This window comes from Rosettibacter firmus, from assembly GCF_036860695.1.
Lineage (GTDB): Bacteria > Bacteroidota > Ignavibacteria > Ignavibacteriales > Melioribacteraceae > Rosettibacter > Rosettibacter firmus.
Genome location: NZ_JAYKGJ010000003.1, coordinates 67,346 through 84,571 on the forward strand (window position 1 = coordinate 67,346; position 17,226 = coordinate 84,571).

Below are 17,226 nucleotides of genomic sequence, written 5' to 3' on the forward strand. Positions count from 1 at the left end.
GGAAAAATGGCTGAAGTAATTCAAGGTTATCTTAATGCTAAAGGAAAAAAGTTTGCAATTGTAGTATCACGATTTAACGAATTAATCTCCAATCAACTTTTAAATGGTGCAGATGATTGTTTAATTCGACACGGTGCAGATGAGAAAGATATAAAAGTATACTGGGTACCTGGTTCATTTGAAATTCCATTAATAGCAAAAAAAATTGCACTCACAAAAAAATTTGATGCAGTGATTTGTCTTGGTGCAGTTATCCGGGGCGATACACCACACTTTGAATATATTGCTGCAGAAGTTTCTAAAGGCATTGCTAATGTAGGTCTGGAAACTGGTATTCCAGTAATCTTTGGAATTATTACTTCTGATAATATGGAACAAGCATTAGAAAGAGCTGGTGTTAAAGCTGGCAATAAAGGCTGGGATGCTGCTCTTACTGCTATTGAAATGAGTGATTTAATTAACAAAATTTAATTACTGGTAGTAATAATCAACTACTTTACTTAATTAAATAAAATTGATACTGGTTGATATAATTCAATACCAGCTATCAGGAATATGGTTTTAGTAAATTTATCTTAAAAAATTCTTATTAACTTAATTACTAATTACCATTATTCGCTAAATATCTTTTAATTTTTTGTGTTGTTGTTTTTTCGAATTCTTTTTCTCTGATATAATACTTTTTGATTTGTTTATAACTTGCTAATTGTTTATTGGCTTTTTCAACTTCTTCAGAAATAATTTTATTAATAAGTTCTTCTGTAATTTGAATTTTCTTGTTCTCTGCGTATTCTATTAATGCTTCGGCATCTACAACAATTTTTGCAGCAATAATTTCATCCTGCTTTGGGTCTTTTTCTCCATAAACCAAAGATTCAAGTATGAATGGACTTCTATTTAATATGTCTTCTATTTCTTCGGGAAATACATTTTTACCACTCTTTGAAATAATAACATTTTTCTTTCTACCATTTATATGAAGAAAACCATCTTCATCAATATAACCTACATCACCGGTTTTGAACCATCCATCAAAAAAGGCTTCGTTAGTTGCTTTTTCATTTTTATAATAACCAAGCATTACATTTGGTCCTTTTGCCCAGATTTCACCACTTCCGTTCTCATCCGGATTATGAATTTTTATTTGCACATGAGGTAATGGTAATCCAGCAGCATCATCTTTAAAATTATCCAGTCTATTAAGAGCTAAAATTGGTGATGTTTCTGTTAATCCATAGCCCTGAATGAAAGTAAAACCAAACTCACGTAAACCTTTTGCTACGAGTGGATCCGGGGCAGCACCACCTGCAATAAATATTCTAATTGCTCCTCCAAACTTTTCATGAAGTTCGGCAAATATTTTTTTCTTAATATTTTTAAAACCAGCAAGTGCAATAAGATTGGTTAGTTTAACTAATGGTGGTACTATAATCGATTTTAATTTACTTTCTTTAATTCCCTTAATAATTCTTCTAAACATTTTATCATATAGTAATGGTACTCCAAGTAAAATTGTTGCATGCACTTTTTGAATATCATCAACTACAGTTTTTAAAGAACGTGCATAGTGAGCAGAAGCTCCTGTATATAAAGGACACAACATACCACAGGTACATTCATATGTATGATGCATTGGAAGTACAGAAAGAAATCGATCTTGCTCTGTTATTAAAATCATGCTAACCATATCCATTAGATTAGATGCCAGGTTTTTTTGTGATAACATTACTCCTTTTGCTCTCCCAAGCGAACCAGAAGTAAATATAATTTCTGCTAATTCATCCGGATTAATTTCAGGTAAATCGCTAATAGATGCAGGTTCTGTTTTATCAATTAAGTCCTTCATTATTAAGAAACTTTTGTCTTCACTTGTTTCGTCCATGCAGATATAATACTTTAATTTTTTTAAGAAGCTCTTCCCTTCTGCCATTATACCAGCAAAGCTTCCAGAAAATATAATTGCTTCGGTATCAGATTCGTGAATAATGTTCATTATTTCATTTGTTGTAAGGTTTTTATCGATAGGTACTATAACATAATTAAAACACATCGCAGTTAAGTAACTTATTGCCCATTGAACTCTGTTTTCTCCTATTACAGCAATATGAGTTCTTTCAGGAATTCCTAATTTTCTAAGTGCATTCCCAAATCTTAAGATATTATCAAGTAATTCGCCATATGTAACTTTTTTGATTGGAGTATCATTTAAATCTTCGAGTGCAATCTTTTTCTCAAATTTTTTGGCTGATTGCAAAATCATATCCTGGATTGATTGAATATTTGGTACATTATAAAGTTTTAATTCATGTTTCATAATTGTTCATTTATTTAGTTATAGAATAATATCCAATTCCTTTTAAGTCCTTTCTTTTGATAATTCAGAAATAATAGCTTTAAGAAGTTTATAAAATTTTTCAACGTCAGAAATTTTAACTCTTTCATCTGGTGAGTGAGCTCCTTCGATTGTAGGACCAAGAGAAATCATATCAAGCCATGGAAATTTATTTATTAATATTCCACATTCTAATCCTGCGTGTACTGCTTTAAATTCAGGTTCAGCACCAAATAATTTTTTATAGACATTTTTCGAGAGTTCTAATAATCTTGAATTTGTATTGGGTTGCCAGGCAGGGTATTTATCTAATACACTAATTTCGGCACCGGCAAGTTCAAATACTGCTCTTACTGAATTTCCAATATTTCTTTTTGCACTTTCAACAGAACTTCTTTGACTGGTTCCAATTCTCAAATAATCATCTTCAATAATCAATGTAGCAAGATTTGAAGAGGTTTCAACAAGTCCATCTATTTCTGCACTCATTGAAATAACACCATGAGGAATTGCAAGAATTACATTTATAATTTTATTAACAAAATCGGAACTAAATACTTTTTTGCTTAAACCATTTGTTTCTTTTCTTTCAAAAATAATTTTTATATCGCTTTCTTTATTTTTATACTCAAAAGTTGATTCTATTACAAAAGCATTTACACTTTCAATTGCTTTTAATTCATCATCGGGGTGTAACCATAAAATAGCTTCTGCCTCGCGGGGTATTGCATTTCTTTTTGAGCCACCAGCAATGTAACTAATCTGATAATTAAGTCCTTCAAGATTTTTAAGAATTTGTCCCAATAATTTAATTGCATTGGCTCTTCCTTCGTGGATATTAATTCCTGAATGCCCTCCTTTTAATCCCGAGATAAATAAATAGTAAGGAGTATACTCCTTATTAAATTTTCCATATTCAATTTTAAAAGTACCAACTGTATCCATTCCTCCTGCACAACCAATATAGAAAGCACCATCTTCTTCGGTATCTAAATTCAATAAATATTTTCCTGTAATAAAATCTCTTTCAAGACTATCTGCACCTGTCAAACCTGTTTCTTCGTCAACTGTAAATAATAATTCTATTGGTCCATGTTCAAAAGAATTATCGAGAGCAATAGATAAAGCAGCAGCCACACCAATTCCATTATCAGCTCCGAGTGTAGTACCATTAGCTTTAATCCAATCACCATCTCTAATTAATTCTATTGGGTCTTTCTCAAAGTCATGAACTTTATCTTTATTCTTCTCACATACCATATCTACATGGCTTTGCAAAACAATGGTTGGAGAGTTTTCAAATCCAGGGACGGGAGGTAAGTAGATTACAATATTTCCTGCTCTGTCTTCTTTATAAATGAGATTATTAACACCTGCAAAATTTTTTAAGTAAGTTCTTATTTTATCTTCATGTTTAGATTGGCGGGGTATTTGACTTATTTCATAAAATTTTTCCCATAAAATTTCGGGGATTAAACCTTCAATAACATTCTTGGACATTAAATATTCTCTTATTTAATTATGTCGTATATTCAAAATGTCGCCATCTTTTACAATATATTCTTTCCCTTCCAGTCTCCAGGCTCCAGCTTCTTTACATTTACTAAATGAACCATATTTTATAAAATCATCATAGTGAACAACTTCTGCTCTAATAAATTTATTGTAAAAATCTGAATGAATAACACCTGCGGCTTGTTGTGCATTGTAATTTTTTTTAATTGTCCAGGCTCTGCATTCATCTTCTCCTACAGTAAAGAATGATTGCAAACCAAGCATTTCATAGGAAGTTCTTAATATTTTACTCAGAGCAGATTCTTTAATTCCATAATCTTCCATAAAAATTTTCTGGTCTTCTTCACTTAAATTAGAAAGTTCAAGCTCTATTTTTGCAAAAAATGGGATTACAGGAACATCTAACTTAATTAATTGATTTTTAATATCATTAATTTCTTTATCAACAGATTGAATTGAGTCTTCATCAAAATTAATTGCAATGGCAAGAGGTTTAAGAGTAATTAATTGATAACCTGATAACATTTTTAATTCATTATCATCAAGATGAAGTGATCTGAGAGGTTGTTCTTTTTCGCAATGTGCATAACATTTTTCAATTACAGGAAATTCTCTTTTCAATCTTTCATCTTTTGATTTTTGTAAATCCTTTTTAAGCTTCTCCAGTCTATTTTCAAGAAAAGCTAAATCAGAAAGTAAAAATTCTGTCTCTAAAAATTCGATATCTCTTACAGGATTTACATCTCCCATCGGGTGAATTATTGTTTCATCTTTAAATGCTCTTATGACATAAAATAATGCATCATTATTTCGAACACTATTAAGAAAAGTTGAGGTTATTTTAACTTTATTTTCCTCTGACATTTTTAAACCAGGAATATCAAAAACTTCGATAGTAGCATTAACCTGCTTTTTAGGATTAAAAATTTTTGTGAGATTGTCTAATCGTTCATCTGGTACTTTTACTACTTCAATTGATGCTTCTTCTTTCTGTGAACTTATGTTCGATGAGGTTTTTGAAAGAGTTTTGAAAAGAGTTGTTTTACCAGAATATTGTAATCCAACTAAACCAATTTGCATTTGATTTTCTCAAAAAATTAATTTCAAAAATTCATTGTGTTAATATAACAAATAAAGAATAAGTGATTAAAAATAATTCTTTTTTAATTTTCTAAATAATCAACTGATGTTTATTATAAATATGCACGAATTAACTAAGAAACTATCTGGGTATGTAATGCAATTTCCTCAAGTATTGAAGTTACTTTTAGACAATCACTTAATTCACCGGAGAAAACTACTGCTTTCCCTTTTACATGTGCCTCGAATGCATATTTGCGGGCTTGTTCGTAGCTACAACCTGTTGCTTTTATTAATTGTCCAATTACTTCATCAAAAGTATGAACATCATCGTTATAGAGAATTACTTTATATGGAAGATTCACTGTTACATCTTCTTCAACTACTGGTTCAACTTTTCCTGGTTTAATTTCTTCCATAATTAATTCCCCTATTTTCTACTAAATTATAAAATTGAATTATAAAAATGAATTCAAAATATTTTCTCATATTTTTATAACTTTAAATAAGAATATAATATAAATTTATTACCATAACTTTAATCTAAAAATTATATTTTTTGGTACTCTTATTAATATTATTTTTATATTATTCTTTGAAAATTCAAGTCTGTGATAATATATTAGATTTTAAAGATAGAATATTTTTGTGGAGGCAGAATGAAAATTGCAGTTTGTATTAACCATGTTCCTGATACAGCAGCAAAAATTAATATTGGAAACGACCGTAAAAGCATTGATACTGCAGGAGTTGCATACGTTGTTAATCCTTATGATGAATTTGCAATCGAAGAAGCACTTAAAACAAAAGAAAAATTTGGTGGAGAAACAGTTGCTATAAGTCTTGGTAGCGATGCAAATAAAGAGACATTAAGAAAAGCACTTGCTATGGGTATTGACGAAGCAATTCTATTAAAGGATGAAAGTTATCGTGATTCTTTATCGGTTGCAAAAGCACTTGCAGATGAAATCAAATCACAAAATGCTGAAATTGTTTTCTTTGGCAAACAGTCTGTTGATTTCGATAATGGTGTAATTGGACAAATGGTTGCCGAGTTATTAAATTACAATTCAGTATCCAATGTTATTAAATTAATTATTGAAGGAAATAAGATTACGGCAGAACGAGAAATTGAAGGTGGAAAAGAAATTGTTGAGACCACATTACCTGTTGTTATTACAGCACAGAAAGGTTTGAATGAGCCACGATACGCTTCTTTAAAAGGAATTATGGCTGCAAAGAAAAAAAATATAATTGAAAAAATTCCAGCTAATTATCAAAATAATGTTGAATTAATTGAAATGAAAAAGCCAGCATCAAAACAACCAGGTAGAATTATTGGAACAGATGCATCGGCAGTTCAAGAATTAATCCGTCTACTTAAAGAAGAAGCAAAAGTAATTTAAGGTGAAAAAATGGCTAATAAAGTTTTAGTAATATTAGAACAAAGAAATGGTAAAATAAAAAAATCTTCTTTTGAAGCTGTAAAAGTAGCTTCTGAAATTTCTTCCAGAATTAATTATGAAACCGAAGCAGTAATTATTGGAAATAATATTGAGAATATTGAAGAGACAGGTAATTATGGAGTTTCTAATGTTGTTCATTTTAGAAATCCAGAATTAGAAAACTATTCAACAAGTGCTTATAAAAAAATTCTATTAGAGCATATTAATTCGACAAATCCTGAAATAATAATTATCCCGGGAACTTCACTTGGTAAAGATTTAGCACCACATATTTCTGCAAAATTAGATTGTGGATTAATTAGCGATTGTATAGCTTTGAACTATACAAACAATGAATTAATTGCAACAAGACCAATATTTGCTGGAAAGCTTTTAGCAGATTTTAAAGTAACAAGCACTAAAAAAATTTTTGTTCTACGTCCAAATGTATTTAAAGCAGATAAAATTTCTGATATGAAAGCAGACGTAAAAACTATTGATGTTGATAATTTAGATTTATCAACAAAAGTTATTGAGATTAAAAAAACAGATACTAAATTAGATGTAGCAGAAGCAGATATTATTGTATCCGGTGGTAGAGGAATGAAAGCACCAGAAAATTTTAAACTAATTGAAGAACTGGCAGAGTTATTGGGGGGAGCTGTTGGTGCTTCTCGTGCTGTAGTTGATGCAGGCTGGCGACCACATAGTGAACAGGTAGGTCAAACAGGAAAAACAGTTTCGCCAACTTTATATGTTGCTCTTGGTATTTCAGGTGCAATACAGCATCTTGCAGGTATGAGATCATCGAAATATATTGTGGCTGTAAATAAAGATAAAGATGCACCTATTTTTCAAATAGCTGATTATGGAATTGTTGGTGATGTTTTTGAAATTGTTCCAGCAATGATTGAAGAACTAAAAAAAGTAAAATCAAATTGAACAAAGTTCAGGTTGAAATATTAGGTTTATCAGCAAGCCCTTCCACTGGAGGGGCTTATGCCTTGCTTCTTAAAGAGGTTTACGGCGTAAGACGCCTTCCAATAATTATTGGCTCTTTTGAAGCTCAATCCATTGCTCTTGAAATGGAAGGAATTAAAGCACCAAGACCACTTACTCACGACCTACTCAAAAGTGTTATAGAACATCTTGGCGGAACAGTAATTGAGGTTATTATCGATGAATTAAAAGACAATACATTTCATGCAAAAATCAAAATTGAAATTGCATCGTTTACTCACGAAATAGATTCCCGTCCAAGTGATGCAATTGCTCTGGCTGTCCGAACAGGTTCACCACTTTATGTAGCAGAAGAAGTGATGAGACTTGCAGCTTTTGTTCCTTCTACAGAAGACATTGAAGAAGATACTTCTTCTGAAGTAGATGAGAAAGAAGAAGAATTAGATAAAAATATTACTAAAGAAACAAAACTTGCCGAATTACAGGATCAACTTCGCGAAGCAATTGAAAAAGAAGATTACGAACGTGCTGCTAAATTAAGAGATGAAATAAACAAATTAAAAGGAAAGCAGAATTAAATCTGAATGTTGTTTAATTATTAATTAAAAGCAACTTTCCCTATTTCACATTCAAGACATTTTCCCTTCGAGCAATAACTTCTAAATAAATCTATTATTCCCTGTGATATTATTGTACGGTTAATATGATCTTTCATTAAAATTGCATTGCCAACATCTGTAATTATCTGATTTTCTGATTTCTGTTCATAAATACTATATATTTTCATTATCTTTTTAGGTAACAATTTATTTCCAAACATTTCAAAATAAACTGCAAAAAATGGTAAAACAACATTTATAACTATTTCGTCTGCTCGAGTAGCTCCCACAAAATACTTAATTTCACTTTTAGCTGGTTGATTAAATACATAGTGAGTTTTCCAGTATCCATCAGATTTAATAACAAATAATGAACGTAAAGAATTGATTAATACTGTTAACTTTTGTATTTCGGCTATTTTCTTTGCAATTACAGAAATTAAATCTTCGTGTAATATTTCTTTTAATAATCTCGCACCTGCTGCTATTCTTATGGTAGGAAAATTTTGTGGACGAAGACGGAAAAAGTGCCACTGTGTTTCATTCATATATTTACTATCATAAAATACTTTTATTGAATTCCAGTGAAGAGAAATATTGTCAAGATAGTTTTTGCTTTCTTCATCTATGATTTTTTCACTTGAATTAATCAAACCAGAAATATTCATCAACGCTGCTTCATATTTTTGAATAAGTACTCCATCTTTTTCAATTTTTTTAAGGAAGTCCACATTTGCATATTGTGCAAGTGTTATCATTTGTGATTTATTTTTTGAATAGCCAAGAGCTTCAAAAACGAGTTCATAAAATAATTGTTGCCAGACTTCTTTATTTGTAAAATCTGAATGCTTGAATTGTCTTTCGTGAAATTTTTGTGTCAATTCATAAGAAACAACAGGTTCTTTTATATTCAATTCTTTTAGAAATTGAAGTTCCTTTAATCTTTCATAAATCCTTTTGCATTTTTTATTAAATCTTTCAACACCAAGTTGAATTAAAAATTTTTCTTTTGTTTCGAACGGAACTAAATGAATTGATTCAGTACATTTCAGTAAATTTACAGCATCACTTTTTTCTTCCTGTTCAATACTATTTTTAAGTTGTTCAATCAAATCGTTATGGATTAAATCAGAAATACATATTGAAGGGACTTTTCTACCATTTTTCGTATATACATAACCCTGTCTATTTTTATTGGTAAGAGTAACATGAAGGATTACACTGTTGTATTTATTATCAATATTGTGTCCATGTGCTTTCCAATCAGAATAATCTAAATCAATCTCAACATCGCCTACATAAGTAAGATTTCCAATTCTAATTCTTGCATTTCTAAAATCGGGACCTGCAGAATCTTCGTTTCGATTCCCCTTATCGATAATAAAAATATCATACTCATCGGAAGTCTTTATGATATCATTAAAGTTTTGTTTCTGCCAGATTTCGTAGAGTTTGCTCTCTTGAACTTTTGAAACTGAACCCATTGGTCCGTCAATTATATTTTATTTAATGAATTGTCTTATCTACTTTTTCAAATTAATATTATATTTTTCTAAAAGCTACAACTTTTATTATGATTGTACGATTCGATTTAAATTCCTAATTTCTCTTTCGACCGAATAAGGAAAATCTTTCGAATCATCACAATATATTAAAGAACGACTCACATTAATCAAATAATTATTATTCTTTTTTTCATCAAAGATTTTAACAACTTCATTTAAGTCACCCCCCTGAGCCCCTACTCCTGGAAGTAATATAATTAAATCACCAAAAATATCAGCATTTTCTTTTAATTCTTCAACATTTGTTGCTCCAAAAACAATTCCACAATTTTTATTAAAGTTCCACTCTTTTACTTTTTCAATTATGGTTTGAAATAAAAACTTATCGTTCTTAAGACGGAGCTTCTCAAAATCATTAGCTCCATTATTAGATGTAAGAGCAAGAATAAAATTTAATTTATCCTTAAAAAGTAAAAATGGTTCAATTGAATCATAACCCATATATGGATGAAGTGTGACTGCATCACAACCAAATGTATTAAAAATTGATTCAGCATACATTTTAGAAGTGTTGCCAATATCTCCCCTTTTAGCATCGCCAATAATTAATATATCTTCTGGAATTAATTCAATTGTAGATAAAAGATTTTCTATACCTTTAATGCCATCTTTTTCGTAGAAAGCAAAATTAATTTTATATGCAGCTGCATGATTGTATGTATTTTCAATAACTATTTTATTGAATTCCAGAACTGGATTTTTTTCTTTTTTTAAGTAGTCTGGAATTTTATTTATATCGGTATCAAGACCAACACAAATATGAAAATTTTTCTTAAGTTTTTGATATAATTTTTCGATTGCTGTCATAATTTATTTTAAGCATGAAGTTTTCTGTTTCGATAAATATTTAAGACTATTCCAAGTAAAATCATATTAGTCAACAAAGAACTACCACCATAACTCAAAAAAGGAAGTGGTAAACCTATCACAGGAGTTAATCCTAAATTCATTCCAATATTTATTACGAAATGTGAAAATAATAAACACAAAAATCCAACTATTATTAAAACACCAAATTTATCTTTAGCCAGTGAAGATAATTTTAATAATCTCAAAAAGATTATTAAGAACAATGTTAAAACAATTACACTACCAATAAAACCAAATTCTTCACCAATTACACAATAAATAAAATCGGTCCACTGTTCAGGAATAAATCTCAATTGAGTTTGATTTCCCTGCATAAAACCTTTACCAAATAAACCGCCAGAACCAATTGCAAGTTTTGCCTGAAGAGCATTATAACCAGAACCAAGAGGATCTGCAGATGGATCTAAAAAAGCTGCTATTCTTTTCTGCTGGTGAGGTTTCAATAGTTTATAAGCATAATCAAAGAAAAAGCTCGCACCCAAATTGATAACAAAAACAATCGTGCTGTTAAAAATATCTTTTCTAAATAAAATCAGTGCAATTATAACACCCACAAGCGAAAGAACAAATGGCACTGTTCCAAACAACGACATAAATGTAACAATTCCCGGTGAAAGGACTACAAATAATCCAAACAAACTTATACCACTCCAGTAAATTAAGAAAAGAGTTATAAATGCAAAAACAATTGCAGTGCCTGTATCTGGTTCAAGCAAAATTAATATCACAGGTAAGAAACCAATTATTAATGCAATTCCAATATCTTTGATATTATTTATATCTCTATCATTATTTGTTAACCAATAAGATAATGCCAGTATAGTACCAATCTTGGCAAATTCAGAAGGTTGAAAACCTATAAAACCAAAACTAAGCCAGCTCTTAGAACCATAAACAGTTTTTCCCATTATTAAAACAAGTAAAAGAAGGAATATAGAAAAAATATATGCTGGTATTGTGAATTTCTTAAATGTTTGTTGTGGGAGAGAATACACAATAAAAAAAACAATCAATGATAAGACAACAAAAAAAAGTTGTTTTTGAAAATTTCCACTGGCAGTAGGATGATTAGCTGTAGAGCTATATATAGCTATTAAACCTATAGTAATAAGAAGAATTACAGGAATAAAAATTATTAAATCAAACTTATCATTGAGTTTATATTCAATTTTCATTTTTACTTTTCCTGAAATCACTCACTTTACTCAGATAACGTGGTTGTTCCATTTTAAATTTATCTTTTTTCAAATAAGCTTTAATTATATCCCGAGCTATAGGTGCAGCAGCTACACTTCCAAAACCAGCATTTTCTACGATTACCGCAATAGCTATTTTAGGATTCTTATAAGGTGCAAATCCAATAAAAATTGCATGGTCATTTCCATGTGGATTTTGAGCTGTTCCAGTTTTACCAGCTATTTCAATATCAGGCATTCGAATATTGGTTGCAGTTCCAGCTCCATTTACTACTTTATACATTGCTCTTCTTACAATATCAAAAGTATGCTTACTAATTCCTACATCAAAATATTCAGGTTTAATTTCTACATATCTACCAGTTTTAGTTTCTACATAACCTTTAAGAAAATGTGGTTTTGCTGTTTTACCATAATTAGCTAAAATTGCAGCATACTGAGCTAATTGGATTGGTGTAACACTCAATTCTCCCTGTCCAATACCCAAACTAACTAAAATTCCTTTTGGCCAGCGATCTTTTCCAAATACTTTATCATAAAATTCTTTGGTTGGAACAATTCCAGGAGATTCTTCGCTTATATCAACGCCGGTCTTTTTACCAAAGCCTAACTTTTTAGCATATTCAGACCACTTTTCAATTCCAATTTTAAGTGCTAATTGGTAGTAAAATGTGTTACAAGATTTTTCAATTGATGTTTCGATATCTACAGTACCATGAACATGAAGACATTTGAAAAATCGATTTCCAAATTGAAATCCTCCACCACAATATGTTCTATAATTTGTATCAATAATACCTTCTTCCAAAGCTGCCAATGCAGAAACCATTTTAAAAGTAGAACCAGGAGAATAAATTGACATAGTAGCACGATTAAATAAGGGTTTGTCCTTATCTAAATTTAATTTTTTCCATACTTCATTTGGTGTAACTGAAGCAAAATCTGCTAAATTGTATTGTGGTGAACTTAAAAAAGCAAGAATTTCACCAGTAGAAGGTTCAATTGCTACAACAGCACCACGTTTATCTACAAAAGCTGATTCTGCTACCATCTGGGCATCTTTATCTATAGATAAGATCAAATCATATCCTTTAATTGCAGGTTTATCAAGTTCACCATTTTTATAATTTCCAATAATTTTTTGTCTGGAATCAACAAGAACATATTTGACCCCTTTTTCACCACGCAAAAAATTTTCATATGTTTTTTCAAGTCCTACAAAGCCAATTTCATCACCCATCATATATTCATCTTTCTTTTTTCTTAAAATATCTGGTGGAATCTCTTTGGTATATCCAAACATATGCGAAGCATTAACGCCATATGAATAATCTCTTTGTGTTTCAACAACATAATCTACACCGGGAAGTTTATCTGAATTTTCCTCGTACCATGCTATAACATTAAAAGGAACATCTTTTGCAATTCTCCTTGGAATATAAGGAGAATATTGTTGAGTTTGTTTTAATATTCTATCAATATATCCGGGTTTCATCCCGAGAATATTTTCAATATATGGTGATAATTCTCTTTTAAATTGAGCCGGAATAATTCTCAAAGTAAATGTTGGTTTATTACCAACAAGAATTCTATGATATCTATCGTAAAAAACTCCCCTTGGTGCTACTTGATAAATTGGTTTTATACTATTTTCATTTGCTTTTACAGTATAAGTTTTCCCCTGAAGGATTTGCATATTAAATAATTGAAATACCGAAATGCAAAAGAAGCCAATTATTACTGCAAAAATTACTCTTGCTCTTAATACTGATCCAAAACCTGTGTCATTCATACAAATGCCTTTCGTGAATTCAATATAATTACAGGTAATGAAAAGAAAGCAGTATAAAGACCCGGTAAAATACTTCCTTCAAGGATAAGATAGAAAATATTAAAATCTTTATCTGTACTGGAAATTAAAGTATATAAAAATGAATTAATTGTAGAACATAAGAATACAACAATTATAAATGCATAAGAAGTTGTATAAATATCAACCTTGTTTTCATTATAAAAATATCCAGCTGAAAAACCTGCAATAGTAAATGTAAGCATAAAAGCACCAAGCAATCCACCAGAAATTAAATCGAAAATTAATCCAATAACAAAACCAAGTAATGTACCATAAATCTGTCCATATTTTAGTGTATAGAAACAAATTAATATTACAATTATGTTTGGATTTATATCATTTATTGAAAGTAAAGGAACAATCACAAGTTGAATTGATGCAATTGGTATAAATATTAAAATTGGTTTTAAAAAATTCCAGAGCATATTATTTCTTTAATAAATTCATTTCCAACTGATTTATTTGTTTACTTGGGATAACTTTAAGAACAAATATATTATCAACAGAATTAATATCAACAAAAGGTTTTACTGTAAGATTATGAAGTAATCCTATTGGCACTTCTTCTCTTTTAGAAATTATTCCTACTGGAATTCTTGGTGGAAAAATTGTACTGAAATCAGAAGTAACAACACTATCACCAACTTTTATTTCATAAGTAGAAGGAATATTTTTAATTATTAATTTATTACCATCCCAGTTTAATATACCATCTATATTCAGCCGTTCAATTGTAACAGCTATGTTAAGATTATTGTTATAGAGTGTTCGAACAATAGAAAAATTTTTAGCTGTATCAACTACAATTCCTATCAATCCTTGAAAGTTAAGAACAGGCATTCCGATTAGAACTCCGTCTGCAGAGCCACGATTTATAATAAAATTACCCTGCATTTTATTTACAAGTTTGGAAATAACATCTGCACTTATCAAAGAGAAACTACTTGTGTCTTTAAAGTTCAACATAGAGCGAAGATGTTCATTTTCAAGGCTTTTACTTCTCAATCGACTAATTTCTAACATTAACTTTGCATTTTCTTCTTCCAGCTCTTTTAATGAATAATCATTTTTAAATATTGATAGAGGATAATTCAATATTTCATTCAAAAGAGCATAATTTCCAAAAGCAAAGGTTCTAAGTCTTTTTATTTCAGGTTTATTATTTAATGAAAGAAGTGTAATACTTATGATAGATAGGATTACTAATAAAAAGTATTCTTTGTAGTTACTTATTAATCTTTGTAAGAATTTTATCATCAGTAAGTTCTTTTACGAATAAAGACTTTAGAATATTTATTCATATTTTCAAGTGCTTTACCAGTACCACGAACAACAGCTGTTAATGGATCGTCTGCTACATGAACAGGAAGATTTATTTCCATTCTAATTCTTTCATCCAATCCTTTTAATAATGCACCTCCTCCTGTAAGCATAACGCCTCTATCCAGAATATCAGCAGAAAGCTCTGGTGGAGTTCTTTCAAGAGTCTGACGTACAGCATCAACTATTTGAGTTATACTTTCATTTAAAGCTTCACGAATTTCTACAGAACTAACTTCTGTAGTTTTTGGAATACCGCCAACAAGATCTCTACCTTTAACTTGAATGGTAATCTCTTCTTTAAGAGGAACTGCAGAACCCACTTCGCATTTAATTGCTTCAGCTGTTCTTTCACCAATTAAAAGATTATAATTTTTCTTAAAGAATTGCATAATAGCATTATTCATCTCATCGCCAGCAATACGAATAGATTCTTCGTTAACAATGCCTCCCAAAGCAATAACAGCGATTTCGGTTGTACCTCCCCCAATATCGATAATCATGTTTCCAACTGGAGCTTCTACATCAATACCAATTCCAATAGCGGCAGCCATTGGTTCAGCGATGAGATGGACTTCTTTAGCTCCTGCGTGTTCAGCTGCGTCGCGTACCGCTCTCTTTTCAACTTCTGTAACACCACTCGGGACAGCAATAACTATTCTTTTACTTGTAAAAGTATTTGGTGTAACTTTTTTAATAAATGCTCGAATCATTCCTTCAGCAATTTCAAAATCTGCAATAACACCATCACGCATCGGTCTTGTTACACGTATATCGCGATGTTCTCTTCCCTGCATTTCCTTTGCTTTATTTCCAAGTTCAATTATTTTTTTTGTATTTCTATCAAATGCAACAATTGATGGTTCGTTTAAAACTATCCCTTTACCTTTAATATAAATTAAGGTATTAGCAGTACCAAGATCAATTGCAACATCTGTTGTAAATAAATCAAATAATCCCATAGTTCCTCTTAATGTTTAAAATTTCTAATGCCAGTAAAAATCATAGAAATATTTTTTTCGTTTGCAGCTTTTATAACTTCTTCATCTCGAACAGAACCACCTGGTTGAATTACAGCAGTAATACCATGAGATGCAATCTCAAGAATTCCATCAGCAAATGGGAAAAAGGCATCTGATGCTGCAACAGCTCCATTTAGTTCGTGACCATATTGTTTAGCTTTCATTGCTGCTACTTTTACAGAATCAAGTCGTGACATTTGACCAGCTCCAACACCAATTGCTTTTTTATCTTTAACAAAAACAATTGCATTCGATTTAGTATGTTTACAAACTATCCAAGCAAATTTCAAGTCGCTTAATTCTTTTTCGCTGCATTTTTTTTCTGTAACAAATTTTAAAATTGAGTCATCTAATCTGGAATTATCTTTTTCCTGAACAAGTAAGCCACCCCGAACGCTCTTAATCTCAAATTCGTTCTCATTAAATTTATTTTTTACTCTTATTAATCTACGATTTTTTTTCGATTTTAATATTTCCAAAGCTTTCTCTGTATACGAAGGAGCACAAATAATTTCCAGAAATATTTCATTTAATTTAATTGCTGTTTCTTCATCTACTTCTGTATTAAAAGCTACAATTCCTCCAAAGGCAGAAACAGGGTCACAGGATAAAGCTTTTTCGTATGCGTCTTTAGTATTAATTCCAATTGCAGCTCCGCATGGATTTGTATGCTTAATTATTGCACAACCACTTTTTTCCATTTCCTTTACAAGATCTACTGCTGCAGATAAGTCGACAATATTATTGTATGAAAGTTCTTTTCCATGCAGAACATCAAAATATTCATCAATGTTACCAAATAGATATGCTTTTTGGTGTGGATTTTCACCATATCGTAAATTAAGAGATAATTTATAATTTATTCTTATTTCCTTTTTAGGTTGATTAAATTCTTTTTCGAAGTAATTAGCAATTAAAGTATCATAATATGATGTATAAGCAAAAGCTTCGTAAGCCAATTTTTTTCTGGTTTCTAAACTTATTCCACCACTTTTAAGTTCAGATAAAAATTCATCGTATTGCAAAGGATTAGTAAGTATAGAAACGTATTTGTAATTTTTAGCAGCCGCACGAATTAAACTTGGACCTCCAATATCAATATTTTCAATTTTTTCATCTAAAGAAATATCTTCTCTATTTACAACTTGAGGAAAAGGATATAGATTAACACAAACTATATCAATTGGAAAGATTTTATTTTCTTCTGCTTGAACTTTATCATCAGGGTTATCCCTTCGCATAAGAATACCACCAAATATTTTGGGATTCAGGGTTTTAACTCTCCCTGAAAATATTTCGGGAAAAGAAGTAAAAGTACTAATCTCAATACAATCAATATTGTTTTCAAGTAGAAGTTTTGAAGTATTACCTGTAGCAAGAATCTTGTAATTAAGAAAGTTTAGTTCTCTTGCAAATTCTACTATATTTGTTTTATCAGAAACACTTATTAAAGCAAATTTATCCAAGTTT

Annotated in this window: 16 protein-coding genes; 4 read left to right on the forward strand and 12 right to left on the reverse strand. The window is 30.3% G+C overall.

What is annotated here, in order from left to right; genetic code table 11:
- Nucleotides 1-6 precede the first annotated feature (6 nt).
- Nucleotides 7-471, forward strand: coding sequence for a 6,7-dimethyl-8-ribityllumazine synthase (gene ribH, locus VJY38_RS10685; RefSeq protein ID WP_353680696.1), 465 nt, complete (start codon nt 7-9; stop codon nt 469-471).
- A gap of 130 nt (nt 472-601) precedes the next feature.
- Here the strand turns inward: ribH and VJY38_RS10690 are convergent, their stop codons facing one another.
- The 4 genes from VJY38_RS10690 to VJY38_RS10705 all read right to left on the reverse strand — a co-directional run bounded on the left by VJY38_RS10690 (nt 602) and on the right by VJY38_RS10705 (nt 5,346).
- Nucleotides 602-2,314, reverse strand: coding sequence for an AMP-dependent synthetase/ligase (locus tag VJY38_RS10690; RefSeq protein ID WP_353680697.1), 1,713 nt, complete (start codon nt 2,312-2,314; stop codon nt 602-604).
- Between the two features lie 42 nt (nt 2,315-2,356).
- Nucleotides 2,357-3,832 carry an aminoacyl-histidine dipeptidase gene (locus VJY38_RS10695; protein WP_353680698.1) on the reverse strand — a complete coding sequence of 492 codons (1,476 nt, stop codon included), beginning with the start codon at nt 3,830-3,832 and terminating at the stop codon, nt 2,357-2,359.
- A gap of 15 nt (nt 3,833-3,847) precedes the next feature.
- On the reverse strand, nt 3,848-4,927 hold the full coding sequence (ychF, locus tag VJY38_RS10700) for a redox-regulated ATPase YchF (protein WP_353680699.1): 1,080 nt from the start codon (nt 4,925-4,927) through the stop codon (nt 3,848-3,850).
- Nucleotides 4,928-5,061: 134 nt separating this feature from the next.
- Nucleotides 5,062-5,346 (reverse strand): ATP-dependent Clp protease adaptor ClpS, encoded by a 285-nt coding sequence (locus VJY38_RS10705; RefSeq protein ID WP_353680700.1) that lies wholly within the window; start codon nt 5,344-5,346, stop codon nt 5,062-5,064.
- A 240-nt stretch (nt 5,347-5,586) separates the two neighbouring features.
- Between VJY38_RS10705 and VJY38_RS10710 the strand changes: the two genes are divergently transcribed.
- The 3 genes from VJY38_RS10710 to VJY38_RS10720 are packed head-to-tail and all read left to right on the forward strand — an operon-like array spanning nt 5,587 to nt 7,910.
- The gene (locus tag VJY38_RS10710) at nt 5,587-6,333 is read left to right on the forward strand and encodes an electron transfer flavoprotein subunit beta/FixA family protein (RefSeq protein WP_353680701.1); all 747 of its coding nucleotides are present in this window, start codon (nt 5,587-5,589) and stop codon (nt 6,331-6,333) included.
- 9 nt (nt 6,334-6,342) lie between these two features.
- Entirely contained in the window at nt 6,343-7,314 is a 972-nt protein-coding gene (locus tag VJY38_RS10715; protein ID WP_353680702.1) for an electron transfer flavoprotein subunit alpha/FixB family protein, read from the forward strand.
- Nucleotides 7,311-7,910, forward strand: coding sequence for a bifunctional nuclease domain-containing protein (locus VJY38_RS10720; protein ID WP_353680703.1), 600 nt, complete (start codon nt 7,311-7,313; stop codon nt 7,908-7,910). The genes VJY38_RS10715 and VJY38_RS10720 overlap by 4 nt, the downstream gene beginning before the upstream one ends.
- 20 nt (nt 7,911-7,930) lie before the next feature.
- Here VJY38_RS10720 and VJY38_RS10725 read toward each other — a convergent pair whose 3' ends face one another.
- From VJY38_RS10725 to purH, 8 genes are all read right to left on the reverse strand, one after another.
- Nucleotides 7,931-9,415: a DUF2851 family protein gene (locus tag VJY38_RS10725; protein ID WP_353680704.1), complete on the reverse strand. Its 1,485-nt coding sequence runs from the start codon at nt 9,413-9,415 to the stop codon at nt 7,931-7,933.
- 87 nt (nt 9,416-9,502) lie between these two features.
- Nucleotides 9,503-10,303: an orotidine-5'-phosphate decarboxylase gene (gene pyrF, locus VJY38_RS10730; protein WP_353680705.1), complete on the reverse strand. Its 801-nt coding sequence runs from the start codon at nt 10,301-10,303 to the stop codon at nt 9,503-9,505.
- Nucleotides 10,304-10,311: 8 nt separating this feature from the next.
- Nucleotides 10,312-11,541, reverse strand: a complete 1,230-nt coding sequence (rodA, locus tag VJY38_RS10735; protein ID WP_353680706.1) for a rod shape-determining protein RodA — start codon at nt 11,539-11,541, stop codon at nt 10,312-10,314.
- Complete coding sequence (gene mrdA, locus VJY38_RS10740; RefSeq protein WP_353680707.1) at nt 11,531-13,354, reverse strand: penicillin-binding protein 2; 1,824 nt, start codon at nt 13,352-13,354, stop codon at nt 11,531-11,533. Before mrdA ends, rodA begins: the two co-directional genes overlap by 11 nt.
- The gene (mreD, locus tag VJY38_RS10745) at nt 13,351-13,839 is read right to left on the reverse strand and encodes a rod shape-determining protein MreD (protein WP_353680708.1); all 489 of its coding nucleotides are present in this window, start codon (nt 13,837-13,839) and stop codon (nt 13,351-13,353) included. Before mreD ends, mrdA begins: the two co-directional genes overlap by 4 nt.
- Nucleotide 13,840: 1 nt before the next feature.
- Nucleotides 13,841-14,671, reverse strand: coding sequence for a rod shape-determining protein MreC (gene mreC, locus VJY38_RS10750; RefSeq protein ID WP_353680709.1), 831 nt, complete (start codon nt 14,669-14,671; stop codon nt 13,841-13,843).
- Complete coding sequence (locus tag VJY38_RS10755; RefSeq protein WP_353680710.1) at nt 14,671-15,696, reverse strand: rod shape-determining protein; 1,026 nt, start codon at nt 15,694-15,696, stop codon at nt 14,671-14,673. The genes mreC and VJY38_RS10755 overlap by 1 nt, the downstream gene beginning before the upstream one ends.
- A gap of 8 nt (nt 15,697-15,704) precedes the next feature.
- Nucleotides 15,705-17,222, reverse strand: coding sequence for a bifunctional phosphoribosylaminoimidazolecarboxamide formyltransferase/IMP cyclohydrolase (gene purH / locus VJY38_RS10760; RefSeq protein ID WP_353680711.1), 1,518 nt, complete (start codon nt 17,220-17,222; stop codon nt 15,705-15,707).
- Between the last annotated feature and the right edge of the window lie 4 nt (nt 17,223-17,226).

What these genes read in the sequence shown, in the direction of transcription:
- ribH (WP_353680696.1), top strand. Translation starts at nt 7, where the DNA reads ATGGCTGAAGTAATTCAAGGTTATCTTAATGCTAAAGGAAAAAAGTTT.
- VJY38_RS10690 (WP_353680697.1), bottom strand. Translation starts at nt 2,314, where the DNA reads ATGAAACATGAATTAAAACTTTATAATGTACCAAATATTCAATCAATC.
- VJY38_RS10695 (WP_353680698.1), bottom strand. Translation starts at nt 3,832, where the DNA reads ATGTCCAAGAATGTTATTGAAGGTTTAATCCCCGAAATTTTATGGGAA.
- ychF (WP_353680699.1), bottom strand. Translation starts at nt 4,927, where the DNA reads ATGCAAATTGGTTTAGTTGGATTACAATATTCTGGTAAAACAACTCTT.
- VJY38_RS10705 (WP_353680700.1), bottom strand. Translation starts at nt 5,346, where the DNA reads ATGGAAGAAATTAAACCAGGAAAAGTTGAACCAGTAGTTGAAGAAGAT.
- VJY38_RS10710 (WP_353680701.1), top strand. Translation starts at nt 5,587, where the DNA reads ATGAAAATTGCAGTTTGTATTAACCATGTTCCTGATACAGCAGCAAAA.
- VJY38_RS10715 (WP_353680702.1), top strand. Translation starts at nt 6,343, where the DNA reads ATGGCTAATAAAGTTTTAGTAATATTAGAACAAAGAAATGGTAAAATA.
- VJY38_RS10725 (WP_353680704.1), bottom strand. Translation starts at nt 9,415, where the DNA reads ATGGGTTCAGTTTCAAAAGTTCAAGAGAGCAAACTCTACGAAATCTGG.
- pyrF (WP_353680705.1), bottom strand. Translation starts at nt 10,303, where the DNA reads ATGACAGCAATCGAAAAATTATATCAAAAACTTAAGAAAAATTTTCAT.
- rodA (WP_353680706.1), bottom strand. Translation starts at nt 11,541, where the DNA reads ATGAAAATTGAATATAAACTCAATGATAAGTTTGATTTAATAATTTTT.
- mrdA (WP_353680707.1), bottom strand. Translation starts at nt 13,354, where the DNA reads ATGAATGACACAGGTTTTGGATCAGTATTAAGAGCAAGAGTAATTTTT.
- mreD (WP_353680708.1), bottom strand. Translation starts at nt 13,839, where the DNA reads ATGCTCTGGAATTTTTTAAAACCAATTTTAATATTTATACCAATTGCA.
- mreC (WP_353680709.1), bottom strand. Translation starts at nt 14,671, where the DNA reads ATGATAAAATTCTTACAAAGATTAATAAGTAACTACAAAGAATACTTT.
- VJY38_RS10755 (WP_353680710.1), bottom strand. Translation starts at nt 15,696, where the DNA reads ATGGGATTATTTGATTTATTTACAACAGATGTTGCAATTGATCTTGGT.